8 protein-coding genes are annotated in these 14,523 nt (G+C 56.3%); 4 read left to right on the top strand and 4 right to left on the bottom strand.

The window, feature by feature from the left end; all coding sequences use genetic code 11:
• Window positions 1-30 precede the first annotated feature (30 nt).
• Entirely contained in the window at window positions 31-1,155 is a 1,125-nt protein-coding gene (locus tag AAF465_00330) for a hypothetical protein (protein ID MEM7081173.1), read from the top strand.
• A gap of 82 nt (window positions 1,156-1,237) precedes the next feature.
• On the opposite strand, the gene AAF465_00325 is transcribed toward AAF465_00330, so the two are convergent.
• The gene (locus tag AAF465_00325; protein MEM7081172.1) at window positions 1,238-2,410 is read right to left on the bottom strand and encodes a Glu/Leu/Phe/Val dehydrogenase dimerization domain-containing protein; all 1,173 of its coding nucleotides are present in this window, start codon (window positions 2,408-2,410) and stop codon (window positions 1,238-1,240) included.
• Window positions 2,411-2,579: 169 nt separating this feature from the next.
• Here AAF465_00325 and AAF465_00320 point away from each other — a divergent pair, with 169 nt between their 5' ends.
• On the top strand, window positions 2,580-3,056 hold the full coding sequence (locus AAF465_00320) for an Lrp/AsnC family transcriptional regulator (GenBank protein ID MEM7081171.1): 477 nt from the start codon (window positions 2,580-2,582) through the stop codon (window positions 3,054-3,056).
• 43 nt (window positions 3,057-3,099) lie between these two features.
• On the opposite strand, the gene AAF465_00315 is transcribed toward AAF465_00320, so the two are convergent.
• The 3 genes from AAF465_00315 to AAF465_00305 all read right to left on the bottom strand — a co-directional run bounded on the left by AAF465_00315 (window position 3,100) and on the right by AAF465_00305 (window position 10,564).
• Window positions 3,100-6,054, bottom strand: a complete 2,955-nt coding sequence (locus AAF465_00315) for a dockerin type I domain-containing protein (GenBank protein ID MEM7081170.1) — start codon at window positions 6,052-6,054, stop codon at window positions 3,100-3,102.
• A gap of 332 nt (window positions 6,055-6,386) precedes the next feature.
• Complete coding sequence (locus AAF465_00310; protein MEM7081169.1) at window positions 6,387-9,500, bottom strand: efflux RND transporter permease subunit; 3,114 nt, start codon at window positions 9,498-9,500, stop codon at window positions 6,387-6,389.
• Window positions 9,501-9,511: 11 nt separating this feature from the next.
• The gene (locus tag AAF465_00305) at window positions 9,512-10,564 is read right to left on the bottom strand and encodes an efflux RND transporter periplasmic adaptor subunit (GenBank protein ID MEM7081168.1); all 1,053 of its coding nucleotides are present in this window, start codon (window positions 10,562-10,564) and stop codon (window positions 9,512-9,514) included.
• Window positions 10,565-11,034: 470 nt separating this feature from the next.
• Between AAF465_00305 and fusA the strand changes: the two genes are divergently transcribed.
• Together fusA and AAF465_00295 are read left to right on the top strand one after the other, a co-directional pair.
• The gene (gene fusA / locus AAF465_00300; protein MEM7081167.1) at window positions 11,035-13,119 is read left to right on the top strand and encodes an elongation factor G; all 2,085 of its coding nucleotides are present in this window, start codon (window positions 11,035-11,037) and stop codon (window positions 13,117-13,119) included.
• Window positions 13,120-13,186: 67 nt separating this feature from the next.
• The gene (locus AAF465_00295; GenBank protein MEM7081166.1) at window positions 13,187-14,512 is read left to right on the top strand and encodes an MFS transporter; all 1,326 of its coding nucleotides are present in this window, start codon (window positions 13,187-13,189) and stop codon (window positions 14,510-14,512) included.
• The last annotated feature ends 11 nt before the right edge of the window (window positions 14,513-14,523 follow it).

Below are 14,523 nucleotides of genomic sequence, written 5' to 3'. Positions count from 1 at the left end.
TGAATCTTCATCTCAGCCTAAGAGAGTGCTATGCACGCGGTTCCACAAAGCGATCAGGCGCCTAACGCGCAATCGGAAACCGCAGTCTCGCGTCGATTTGCGCGCCTTATCGAGCGAGGTTGCCCGGTTAAACCGCAAGGTTCAGCCGCCAACTTTCCTGATGCGTTGCTTGCCAGGCGTTTGCCCAAGCACTTGGTCACACTGAATGGCCATCGCTTTTTTGTCACCCACGTACGTCGAGACCAGCAATTTCGATTCTTCGTGGCGTACGTTCAGCTGCAAACACCGACGGTACCCGAACATCGACGGCCGCTTCACCCACGCATTTTTTATAAAGACTCGTCACTGGTATGGCGTGTGGCGACACACTACATCAATACCGAGACCGAGCACTGGATCGGCAAAGGCGATATTAAACCGGTGGTTGAAAACGGCGAAACACATTGGTATAGCGCCGAGGAAACCACAAACTTACCGTTCGAAATTCAAAACGCGCTGGACACCATCAGCCGCCGTGCGACCCGGCCTCGGCCCGATCGCCAGGCGCTCGAGCTTGTGCTTCGAAGCGCCCCCGACGATCGCGTGCGCCCCTATGCCGATTTTTCCACCCCGAGAAAACGCGCCATGCAGGACCGCCAACGGGCAATCCATAACAACAAACCCGTCGCCTGGTTTAGCGACGACCACGACCCCAAATCGTTGCTCTTCGCTGGTGGTTACGAGCCGGATTTTCGTCGCGGCCTTATCGATAAGAGCCAATCGCGCAGTAAATTGTATGGGGGCGATATCGAACGCTTTCGCATCGCATCGCGTAATCGCCGCATTCAATATCTGTTTATGCGCGCGCCAAACCAAAGCTGGATTATTCCACCGCAGCCTATCGCCATTGACCTGATGAGTTACGGCGTGCACACGGTCGATGCAAACGTCGACGAAAAACTCTGTATCCCAGGATACGAATATCACTTCGCCGATCCGCTCGAAGTCAGCGGAGTGTTCAGTCAAATTCCGCGTGGTTTTGCCGGCGCGTCGAGCACGATCGATCCCCAACGCGCAGACGCGTCATTATGGACGCATGCGATGCCAGTGATGAAACGCTTCCACGCCGCTCTTGCCCATCTACGACGCGCAAAGACGCTCGCGGTGCAACCCTGACCTCTTTCCTTTTCGAGTTGCCATAACGAAATAAGGCCCTCACGCCCAGTCGGGCGGAGGGCCTAATTCGATCGCAGTATTTTTATGACGCGAGCTTATCGACCAGGGCTGGCGTAGACGTTTTGCTCGCCCCCTCGCGAATCTTACTCTCCGCTAGTGCATCGGCAATCACATGCGTGCCGGTGTTGGTTGCCGAGGACTCGAGAAATATCGCACGCAGTCGCGGACCGATGGCGTCGACTCGCGCTGCGACATCGTCAGCACTTTTATCTCCGTAATACTCTCCCTCCGCGCTGATGATGCCACCGGCATTGATAACGTAGTCCGGTACATACAGCACGTTCGCGCTGCGGAGGCGCTCACCATCTTCCGGTGTAGCAAGCTGATTGTTGGCTGCACCTGCCACCACCGTAGCTTTGAGCTCATCAACGGAGCGCGCATTGATTACCGCGCCAAGTGCGCAGGGTGCAAACACATCGACGTCTGCTCCCACGATGTCTTCGGTATTCACGACATGTGCACCGAACTCATCATTCGCCGTGTTGGCTCGTTCAGCATTGATATCGGCGACGGTGAGTACCGCGCCCGCTTCATGCAAATGTCGACAAAGATGGTAGCCCACTCCGCCCAATCCTTGCACAGCCACGCGCACGCCTTGTAGCGACTCAGCACCCAGATGATGGGCAACCGCTTCACCGATACCCACAAATACGCCACGTGCAGTCCAAGGTGACGGATCGCCGCCAGCCGATGAACCGCGCTGGCTCAACCCACTCACAAATCGAGTTTGGGTCGCGACTTCTTCCATATCGGCCACACGCACACCGACATCTTCGGCGGTTATGTAGTCCCCCGATTGCTGATCAACGGCGCGACCAAATGCACGAAACAGCTCCGCTGTTTTATCACGCAGTGCGTCGCCAATAATCACTGATTTGCCACCACCGAAGCGGATCTCTGCCATCGCATTTTTGTAACTCATGCCCCGCGACAAACGGAGCGCATCGGTGAGCGCTTCTTCGTCGTTTGCGTAGCGCCACATACGACATCCGCCGGCGGCAGGACCTAACGTGGTGCTATGGATGGCGATAATAGCGTTGAGCCCAGAGGCTTCATCGTGACAAAAAACGATACGCTCGTGATTATCGTATTCGGCGTGTTGAAACACATTCATGCGATTCTCCGATCCTTCAGGACATTCATGTTCAATTTGGTCATTAAGTCGGGTGTCCTCCCCCGTTTCAAACCAATTCATTACAGATGAAATCGATTGCGGTGGACGTGACCCAGTGCGCGAATCCGGACCGAAAATGGTCAGATTAGAATGCTTAGATTATCGCGATTTTGCGGAAAAATTAGCGCAATTACTACACTTTTTCACCAATATATTGCATGATCTATGCATATTTCATATAAGGATACGTATTTTTATGCTTCTCGATCAAACCGATCGCAAGATCCTCGAACTATTGCAAGAAGACGCCACGATGTCGGCCAGCGACATCGCTGAACAGGTCGGTTTGTCGCAGTCGCCCTGCTGGCGACGAATCAATCGCCTAGAGAAAAAAGGCATTATTCAGCGGCGTGTCGCCCTGCTCGATCGGCGGGCATTGGGTCTCAATGTGGTGGTCTTTGCGCACATCAAACTCTCTGCGCACGGGCGCAAATTATTGCCTCAGTTTGAAAACGCGATTCGGGAATTTCCAGAGGTAATGGACTGTTTCACCACCACCGGGCAGGTGGATTACATTCTCAAAGTCGTGACAAAAGACATCGAGTCGTACGAACGATTTTTCCGCAATTCGCTTTCTCAGCTGCCGTCGGTGCTCGAGGTCAACTCAACCATCGCACTCTCAAATATTAAGAACACAACCGCCCTACCGCTTGGGTTGATGGACTGACCGCCTGCTCAACGTCGAAGCGCGAAGCCGACGGTCACCAACGCTACGGCGCGATGCCACTGGGTCCTGGCACCTGAAGAAACTGCTGCGACAGCAAACTCACATCGATAAAGTTAACCACACCATCACCATTGAGGTCCGCATCGTCGTCAGTCATCAAAAATAGGCTACTGAGCAAACTGAGATCGATGAAATTGATGACGCCATCGTTATTGAGGTCGGCATCACACAGGTTGCCGAACCCATCGCTGTTGGTATCGAGCTGATCGGCGTTCGACACCAATACACAATTATCCAGCTCGTCCTGCACGCCGTCGCCGTCTGTATCGACGAACGCGAGCGGTTCACGCACCAATTCCACTGCCGGAAACCCGACGGGCACCAACACCAGCCCATCGGAAGCGGCAACCGTGAAATTGAGCGGCATTTCCTGTTCCAAACTTGTGGTGTCCTCGACACCAGTGATATTCAGAATATCCGACACCGCCGGAAAACTGGGCGGCTCATCTTCAAGAATCGGTGTGTAGGTGGCTGCGGCGTTGGACGGGACATTCCAGTCCATCCAACCTTCATACGGGATCCGCGACAACCACAGCGCCTGTTCCAGCGCACCGTCAGCAAATGATGCACTATCTCCACCGAGCAGATAGCCATCGCCAACGTTGTGAAGGCGCACAGCCCCATCATCATCCAATCCATCGTGGTACGCCGTCCACGTCAGATCAGGTTCATCTCCGCGCTCAGCCAATGAGGCGAGCCACACCTTGCGGTCTGCCCCCAAACCGCTCGTGCCGACCAGCGCAAAACCATCGCCACTGTTCACCACATCGACCCATTCATCGAACACAAACTCAAGGTACGTAAATGCACCACCGAACGCCCGCACGTAGCGAGGTTCGACTGGCGACGCCGCCTGGTCCTCGTCGTAGCGAATCACCAACCCACGTGGTGCCGCATCTTGATTCGTACCGCCTGTACTACCCACGGCGATAAAGGATCCATCCGGCGCCTGCGTCGCGGCGAGTAGCCGGTCGCCGGTGGAGCTTGCCCACACGTTAGACCACTTCACCGTCCCATCAGGATTCAGCCTAAGCGTGTAGGTATTGGCACCAGGCAAAAGCGGTCCCGGTGGCGTAAATTCGGTGTCGCCAACGAGCATTAAGCCATTGTCGGCTGTACCGGTGACGCCCAGAATCTGCTCATCCACACCCATCTGTCCAAAGTAATTGGCCCAGACTACCGGACCGGATGCATCGATTCGCGCCGCCCATGGCGACAGCTCCGGTGTGCCGCTCGTGTTTGAAAACAGTCCACCGACAATGAGGTCGCCACCGTCTGTGCCGGTAACGGTCGCAAGCTCAATATCCCCGCCGGCACTGGCATAATTGCGTGACCATAATTCGTTGCCGTCGGCATCGAGCAACAACAGCCACAGTTCGCCAGACTGCGTACCGGCAATGAGCACATCGGCATTGGACAGTTCAAAGGCCGATTGCGGCACGAATGCCCCTTCGACGCGACGCTGCCATACGCGGTTACCGAGATAATCGACACGCAAAATGGAACCGAACTGCGCGCTGTTGGCCAGCGAAAGCGCTCCGCCATCCGCCGTCGGAATGGTATCAACCGTCTGATAATCATCGGCACTGAGATACGCGCGTGACCAGCGAAGCGCCGAACCCGAAACGCGCGTCCCGTTGACACGATTCGCTGCGGGGAGAGTAAACGGAAACTCGTTATTGGCCGAAAACAAAAGCTGCTCTGGCGGATTAATCACGTCGAAATTAAAACGCGAGAGATCACCGGTCAGCAACGCCGGATACAAATCAACAAATACTTCGGGTCGTCCGCTCACCTGCCACCAGGGATCGGCAACGGGGTCGACCTGCACACGCGCGGAACCGCGCGCCGTCATTTCGGTGATGACACCCGCCACCGGAATCACACCAACGGCAGCGAGATCCAACGACAGTCGCAATACGGCGCCGCCATAGAGTGTGACGTCCGCGGCGACATCGGAATCGAGTTGTGGTGGGCTCACTTGCAGGTCCGTTTCGGCCGTGCTGGCGATAATTCGTGGCGCGCCATTGTCATATTCGATACCAAGCGTGGCCGCCGCCGTGCTCGTCACACCGGTGCGGGTGCCGGCACTGATCGAACCACACGCGCCAACAAACACATCCGCCGTTAAGGTCGCGGTGAGCGTGGCGATATTGGACAGTTCGCCCATCTTGAGGATGTATGAGCCAAGCACCGTGCTGCCGATGAGCGTCTCCCCCTCCGGCAGCACGGCATCCGCATCCGCGCTGATTTCGCCGGTGAACGAGATGCGTCCCTCGCTAATCACTTGCGCTTTGAGCAGTTCAAGTGCCTCGATTTCAATTTCACCGTCGATGTCAAACGGCGCAACCGTTAGCAAGCCATTGATGTCGACGCCCTCAACCAGCTCTACTGAAAACGCATAATCATTGCCATTGGTTTCCTTGCACTGGGCCTCCAAGGCACCACCATCGCCGGCACCATCCGCATCCGAGTCCACAAGATCTTGGTCCTCAAGCAGCGTAAAGCACGAACGCGATCCGGAAAAATCGGTGGGCTGAGACGACAACACAGGCGTTAAAAACAGCGACGGGTTGCCCGCCCGCCGGCTGCCCTCGGCCACGATCGTTAATTCGTTACCCATCGATTGAACGTTCCAGACCTGGCCGCGAAAACCGGTGGGTAAGCCCGGCCCCGGCGGCAACAGCATATCGTCAAATGCGGCAAGTGCCAGAAGCTCCGACGTCGGATTCTGGAAACGCAACTCGAGTCTCGACGGTTGTAGGTCCGGCTCAATTGCAACAAGTGTCGCAGTAGATGCCGGTGTCAACACCACCAGACCTGCCGGCGCGCAGGGTGGTGTTGATGCCGATGCCGTACTGACTACCGTGATGGTCAGTACAATAAAAAGAAACGAAAACCACTCGCCTGTACGGCCTTTTGATCGGTGCGTCTGCATTGTGTCCCCCACTGTTTTTTTTATGGTTTCAGACTGGCTCAAACATCATAGCGACAGGGTGCCGAGTATTCCCTCACGATTAGACATAAATCGGACCCACATACCGGTTCCAGCGGGCCGGAGACGGTTTCAGGTCATACCGCGCGGATTCAATAGCGGATTTCGTCCGATACAATGGCAGCCGACTCACGCGACACACGTTCAATTGCAACGCGCACAGCAGCCGATTCTGGTCAACGGATGCGCTCCCCCACGCCACGGGGCGGTTTGGTCAGCATCGTGACGATGAGGGAATCCGAGAAAGAAAGACCGGGTGGGTAAAATCGGAGACCTTAAGCGTGCCGATTGTCCTGAACGGAGGCCGTACCTCCGGATCCACGACGGCTGCCGCGCATGAAAAACCGATAGAGCACCGGCACCACAAACAGCGTGAGCGCCGTCGCGACGATCAGGCCAGATACAATACTACTGGCCACCGGCCCCCACACCAGCGACTTACCGCCGAGCCCAACAGCAAGGGAAAAAAGCCCGGCGATGGTTGTCGTAGCGGTCATCAGCACGGGCACCACCCGACGTCGGGCGGCGTACATAGTGGCGTGTAACGGCCGCATCCCCGCCTCAATACGTTGATTAGCGGCGGCGATCAGCACAATCGCTGCATTCACTGCGATGCCCGTAAGCGCAATGACCCCATACATCGAAAACAAACTCAACGGATTGCCCGTGATCGATAAACCCAGCACCACCCCTGTAAACGCCATCGGGACGGTCGTCAGAATAAGCAGAGGCTGAAAATAACTTTTAAACTGCGTTGCCAGAATGAGATACATCAAACCAACACCGAACAAGAACAACACGGTCATGCCGTCAAGCGATTCTTCGATGTCATCCAGCACGCCGGTGTAGTCGGCGTCGGCTGTCAAAAACTGGCCCTTCGCCGCATTCCATTTCTCTTTCAGCTGCTCGTTCGCTTCTTTGATATTGATTACCGTCTCGTCAATATCCGCCGTCACGGTGATCGAGCGTCGGAAGTTGTAGTGACGAATAATCCCCGACCCCCGTTGAATCGACGTGTCGCTCAACTCACGTAACGACGTCGTGCCGCCCATCGGTAATGCGATAGGCTCATCGAGCACCTCCTCGATGGATCCTACGATCCGCGGCGCGGCACGAACACGCAGCTCCATTTTTTGGCCTTTGTAGCGCAGGAAGCTGATTATCTCGCCGTCCACATGCAGGCGCACGAGTCGATTAATCATGCCCGGCTCAAGGCCCGCGCGACGAATCGCAGTCTCATTCAGATCGAGAGTGAGCTCCAATCGACCCGGAACATCATCATCCGCCACGTTTGATGCGCCGGGTAAGGAGGCCACCAGCGACTTCATAGTATCGGTAGCGCTACGCAACTCCTCATAGTCGTTACTGCGCACTTTGACGTTGATGTCGCCAAGGGTAGGAGGTCCACCGGATATTTGCGTAAAGGTGATCTCGGCATCGCCGGGAGTCGCCAGCGCATATTCACGCAGACCATCCATAATCTCGCCCACCGTGCGACCATCACCGCGTGGATTCAGCGAGATTTGAATTTGGCCGTACTGATCGCCAAAGAGCTGTTCGGTCTCGGTAAATTTGGTGCCCGCGTACGTCGTGATCGCCCGAATTTCCTCCGGCAGAATTTTCTCACGCACACGACGCTCCACAACGTTGGCCTGCGCTAGCGTCTCATCGAGCGTGCTGTCCGCCGGCATGTCGAGATTCACGTAGGCGATGCGCAACGGATCGGCCTGGAAAAAATTCATGGTGACGCGACCACCGAGAATGGACAGCACCGCCAACAGAATCAACGCGAGCGTGGCTAAAAACAGAATAAATGGCCGACGCATAAAAAAGGCCAATGCGCGCGTGTACCGTTTACGTAACGATTCTGTCCAGCGCGTACGCCAGTGTGTGCGTTTGTCGGCGCCACCGGTTGCATTGGCACCTAGCGCAATGACGTGCGCTGGCAGAATCCAAAATGCCTCGATCAAACTCACGGCAAGTCCCGTTGTCACCACAAACGGAATCACAAACATAAACTGACCGACAACGCCTTTTAGCAGCATCAGCGGCAGAAACGCCGCCGAAGTCGTCGCGACCGCTGACAGCACGGGCTTGCCCACTTCGCGCAACGCGCCGATCGCCGCCTCGACACCCGGTACGCCACGCTGCAGTCGATAGTACACCGCCTCCACCACAACCACGGCATCGTCCACCAGCATCCCAAGTACAATCACGATACCCAGCAGCACCATGACATTCAGCGTATTGCCCGTGACATTGAGCATCCATAGCGTACCGGCAATGGAAAAGGCGATACCGAGCGTAACCATAGTGGCAATGCGTATCCCGAGAAACAGCCAGCACACGATAAGCACCAGGAACAAACCGAGCACCGCGTTCCGACCCATGACGTTCAGCGCGTTACGTGTCTGCACGGTTTGGTCGTCCGCCAACGACACGTGAATACCACGATCGGCGTATTGGGTGTTTTTCTCATCGACATACGCGTTGATGCGATCAACCAACTCCAATGTGTTGACGTACTTTTGTTTAATCACGGCCAACGACACGGCCGGGCTGCCTTCAAACGTCACTTTGGTGGCGGCCTTTTTACGCACCCGCTCAACACTGGCGACCTGCCCCAACGCGACCTGGCCGCCATCGGGGGTGCGCAACTGAAATTGCGCCAACTTTTCCGGATCGGGCTCCGCTTCGTCGACCCGCACAAGCCATTGCGCACCCGCGACCGACAGTTCGCCCGCCGATGTATCACGATAAGCGCTGCGCAAACTGTCGCTGATCGCCGTAGCGGTCAATCCGCGTGCGGCAATCGCCGATAAATCGAGATTGACCTGCAGTTCAGGTGGGTGCAGACCGATGCTCGACACATTGTCGACGCCTTTCAAGCGCTCGAGGTCCTGCTCCATGGTGCGCGCAATTTCGCGCAACGTTTCGTCCTGCGCCTGACCGGCCACCACGACAATGGCTGTCGGGAAACCACTCGAAGTGGAAATCTCCGTAATAAACGGATCTTCCGCTTCATCGGGAAGCTCAGCTCGCGCTTTGTTTTGTACGTCGCGACGCAAATCAGCAAAACGCACTAAAAACTCATCGCGCGGCATTTCATTAAAGCGCACCAGCATCGTCGAGCTATCTTGCTGCGAATTGCTCGACACAAATTTGATGTCCTTAATGCCGCTCAGTGCATCTTCCAGCGGCGCAGTGACCAGTTCCTCGACGTCTTTGGCCGACGAGCCCGGCAACACGGTGTTGATAATTATCCAGTTAAAATTGACGTCGGGATCGTTCTCGCGGGGCATTTGCACAAAGGACAACGCGCCGAAAATCAGCACAACCAGAAAGAGAATATTGACCAGCGGATGATGGGTAAGGAGGTTTCTCAGCACGGCCGTGAATCCTATTGACCGACGATATTCAGTAATTGGCCATCCTGCAGTTTGAAGCGGCCGACCGTCACGATCGTTGTAGACGGATCGAGCCCAACGGCCGCGGGGCGGCCCTCCTGTGCACCGGCCACCGCATAAAAACGCGCTCGGTCACCTTCGGCAATAAACACGCCAAGTTCGCCGTTTCGTTTGACCAACAAGTCGGTGGGCACCAGCCCACCGGCATCTTGCCAACTGAATCGACCGCTGCTTCCCACCGCGGCGGCTTGTTGCGCAAATGCCAAGCGCACGATTTGTGCGCCGGACTCAGACGCCACGACGGGACTCACACGCAGCAATCTCACCGGCCAGAATTCACCATTGCGCTCAAAGCGCAGCGCTGTGGCCGACTCGATGCCCGCCACCAGATTACTGGCCACGCGTGCCTCGACCTCCGCACTATCGAGTTGCACCAATTCAAACATGGGGGCGGCGGGGGTTACGTAGCTGCCCACTTGTGCCGGTCGCGCCACCACAACCGAATCAAACGGTGCACGGATTTGCGTTTTGTCCAAATTGTTTTTGGCAATGCGAATGGCGACATTATTCGCGGCGCGGTTGGCCGTGAGCACCACAACATCCGTTTCGCGTGCGAGCAGGTCGTCGGCGGAAATATATTGGTTACCCGATAACTTCTGCGCCCGTTTTAGACGAAGATTGGCCTGGTCGATTTGCGCATTGGTCGACGCCAGCTGCGCCTCGGCTTGTTCGAGCGCGAGTTGATAGTCGCGCTGATCAAGCTGTGCCAGCACGTCGCCTTTTTTGACACGCTGCCCAACTTCTGCCGCCACCGAGTCGATATTGGCGGCCACCTCGGCAGCGACGATGGCGCGGTTGGCCGCGATCACATCGGCCGGCGCAAATTGGCGTTGCGCAACCTGCACATCCGCAAGCGTCGCGACATTGACGGTAGTGGCCTCTTGCGCAACGGTCATTGACACCGGGCTTAGGCCCAACATCAATGCGGCCACACATCGATGGATACGATCGAGGTGGCGTCCAGTGCCCCGGCAAATACTGCTCATAATAATGACGTCCTGTAGTGGGCTCCGAGGAGCTGAGTCACGCGCCCAAAGCCATGCTCATATCGGGCTTGTGCGGCGCGACAATTATACGGTGATGCGCGGCCGTTTCCCATCTTAACGTCAGAGCATCGAGGGCACGTTTTGGTTCAGCCGCGCGATGATTTCACGCCATCGAGCGCGACCACGTCGCCCTTGAATTCCGGCGCGCGAGGACACATTTAATCGGCTTGATTTGGCGCGTTTAAACGGTTTGGGTGGCGGCCTTTGGCGGACCCTGCTATCATGCGCGCAAAGTTCGGAACGGCTATTTGATTAACTCTTATAAATCAAAAGGTTAATCATCTCGTTTCGCAAAATCTAAGCTCATCCGCGGGTCCCACTTCCGCAGATGGGCTTTTTACGCTGGACGAAACAAAAGGCCCAGCAAAACGCACGAAAACACACATTTACTGAAAACGAAGAGAACCGTCATGACTGACCTTACCAAATACCGCAACATTGGCATTTTCGCCCACGTGGATGCAGGCAAAACCACCACCACTGAGCGGATTTTGAAATTAACCGGCAAGATTCACAAAATCGGTGAGGTTCACGACGGCGCAGCAACCACTGACTTCATGGACCAGGAGCAAGAGCGCGGCATCACCATTCAGTCCGCTGCTACGACCTGCGAATGGGACGGGCACCGCCTCAACATCATCGACACCCCTGGACACGTGGACTTCACGATCGAAGTGTACCGCTCATTGAAGGTGCTCGACGGTGGGGTGGGCGTGTTCTGTGGTTCAGGCGGCGTGGAGCCTCAGTCTGAAACCAACTGGCGCTATGCCAACGAGTCTGAAGTCGCTCGCATCATCTTTGTGAACAAGCTCGATCGCATGGGCGCGGATTTCTATCGCGTGGTCGATCAGGTGCGCGACGTGTTGGGCGCAAAGCCACTCGTTATGGTGCTGCCGATGGGTATCGAAGACGACTTTGTGGGCGTCATTGATCTACTCACGCGCAAAGCGTGGACCTGGGACAATTCAGGCGATCCGACCAAATACGAAGTCACTGACGTACCGGCTGACTATGCGGACAAAGTCGAAGAGTATCGCGAGATGCTGGTCGAGACCGCGCTCGAGCAGGACGACGACCTCATGGAAAAATACCTCGAGGGCGAAGAGCCGTCTGTGGAAGACCTGCAGAAATGCATTCGTAAAGGCACCATCGCTCTGGACTTTTTCCCGACCTACTGCGGTTCGGCATTCAAAAACAAAGGCGTGCAGCTGGTGCTGAATGCCGTTGTCGACTACCTGCCTAACCCGATGGAAGTCGATCCACAGCCTGAGGTGGACCTGGAGGGTAATGAAACCGGCGGCAAGGCGATTGTCGATGCTGGCGGTCCACTGCGCGCGCTGGCATTCAAAATTATGGATGACCGCTACGGCGCGCTGACCTTCACGCGCATTTATTCGGGCACGCTGAAAAAAGGCGATACAGTGCTCAATACCTATACTGGTAAAACCGAGCGGATCGGACGAATCGTCGAAATGCACGCTGACTCGCGCGAAGAGCGTGATTCAGCACAGGCCGGCGACATCATCGCGCTGTTGGGTATGAAAAACACCCGCACTGGTCACACCCTGTGCGACCCTAACGATCCGGCTACGCTGGAGCCAATGGTGTTCCCAGACCCGGTGATCTCAATCGCCATTAGTCCTAAAGACAAGGCGGGCACTGAGAAGATGGGTGTGGCGCTCAACAAGATGATTCAGGAAGACCCATCGTTCCGCGTGAGCACCGATGAAGAATCGGGCGAAACGATTCTCGCCGGAATGGGTGAGCTGCACCTGGATATCAAGGTCGACATCCTCAAGCGTACACACGGTGTTGAGGTGGAAGTTGGTAAGCCGCAGGTCGCTTACCGCGAAACCATTACTCAACTGGTCGAAGATTCCTACACCCACAAGAAACAGACGGGTGGTTCGGGTCAATTCGCGAAAATCGACTACGTGATTGAGCCAGGTGAAACCAACAGTGGCTACGAATTCGAATCGAAAGTCACCGGCGGTAACGTACCTCGTGAATACTGGTCGGCGATCGAAAAAGCGTTTGGGGCCAGCATGGAAGAAGGCACCCTCGCCGGCTATCCACTGCTCGATGTCAAAGTGACGTTGATGGACGGCGCGTTCCACGCGGTAGACTCCTCAGCGATGGCCTTTGAGTTGGCCACCAAAGCCGCTTACCGCCAGACCGTGCCAAAAGCATCACCACAGCTGCTTGAGCCGATTATGAAAGTCGACGTGTTTACGCCCGACGATCATGTAGGGGATGTTATCGGCGACCTCAACCGTCGTCGCGGCATGATTAAGGCGCAGGACACCGGCGTCACCGGCGTACGTGTTAAGGCAGAAGCACCGTTGAGTGAGATGTTTGGCTACATCGGTCATCTGCGTACCCTGACTTCGGGCCGTGGGCAGTTCTCGATGGAGTTCTCGCACTACTCAGCCTGTCCGGCGAATGTGGCCGAAGCGGTCATCAAAGAAGCGCAGGATCGCAAGGCGGCAAGCTAGCCGATTCGACGTGTTAACCGCTCGACAAAAAGCCCTCTTCGGAGGGCTTTTTTTGTTACATTGAGGTATGACCGACCGCGCCTCTTCAATTCCCTATCCACCGGCCCGACAAGCCAACACCGCGCTTGCCTTATTGCTGCTGGCCTACATCCTCTCGTTCATTGATCGCAACATTATGGCGATGCTCGTGATGCCCATTCGCGAATCGTTCAACATCAGCGATTTCGAATTTTCGTTACTGCATGGCTTTGCGTTCACGCTGTTGTACATCGGCCTTGGTTTGCCGATTGGACGCTACGCCGATTCGCATAAGCGCGTTGGAATTGTCGCCGCGGGCGTGATGTTTTGGTCGCTCATGACCTGCCTATGCGGGTTTGCCAAGAACTTTATTGGCTTGTTCTTTGCGCGCGTGGGCGTTGGGGTTGGCGAAGCGGCGCTGTCACCGCCGGCCTACTCGTTGTTATCCGACTACTTCGAGCCCGGCAAACTGCGCTGGGCGACGTCGATTTATGCCATGGGCATCACGCTTGGAGGCGGACTGGCCTACATGATCGGCGGGCATGTGTTCGAGTATTTTTCAACGGCGACGTTGCCCGAAATGCTACAAGGCTTTGAAGCCTGGCAACTCACATTTATTGCCGTCGGCTTGCCGGGCGTCGCGTTGTCCATTGCCATTGCGCTTCTAAAAGAACCGGCGCGCCAGCAAACCACGCTCACGCAACAGGGCAGCGACTCCATTCCGCTGAGTGAAATTCGAGCCTACCTTGGAACACACTGGCAGGCGTTCACCGCTATATTTGCTGCCGTGTCGCTGATGAGCATGATCGGTTACGGACACGCCAACTGGTTTCCGTCCTTTCTTCAGCGCACGCACAACATGCCGCTCACCGAAGCCGGCACGCAGCTGGGCCTGATGTCGATTTTTGCCGGCACCCCAGGGGCCTTGTTTGGCGCGCTGGCGGCGACGTGGGTGCGCAAGCGCGGCTACGTGGATGCCAATCTGCGCGTAGTGGGACTAGCGGCGGCGCTGTTGATACTGCCTGCCCCCCTTGCGACGCTCGTGCCCGATGCCTCGACGGCGATTGCGCTTCTGTGGTTTACCTCATTCGTGCACTACACCTACTTTGGCATTTCGCTCGCCGCACTGATGGCCATCAGCCCTAACCGCATGCGCGCGCAAATGAGCGCGCTCCTGCTGTTTATGGCCAACCTGTTTGGTCTTGCGCTCGGGGGCAGCCTAATCGCCGGTTTCACCAATTTCGTCTACCGCGACGACATGCTGTTGAATCTGTCGCTCAGCACAGTCGCCGGGATCGTGTACCCGGCCACCGCCGTTGTGGTGTTTTGGGGGCTGCGTTATTACCGCCGCGCGCTTGAGGCGGTGACCGCCTAGTTGCCCAACCG

The sequence above is a fragment of the Pseudomonadota bacterium genome (assembly GCA_039028935.1).
In the GTDB taxonomy this organism is placed as follows: Bacteria; Pseudomonadota; Gammaproteobacteria; order Steroidobacterales; family SZUA-146; genus SZUA-146.
This window is presented reverse-complemented; position numbering and strand designations above follow the sequence as displayed.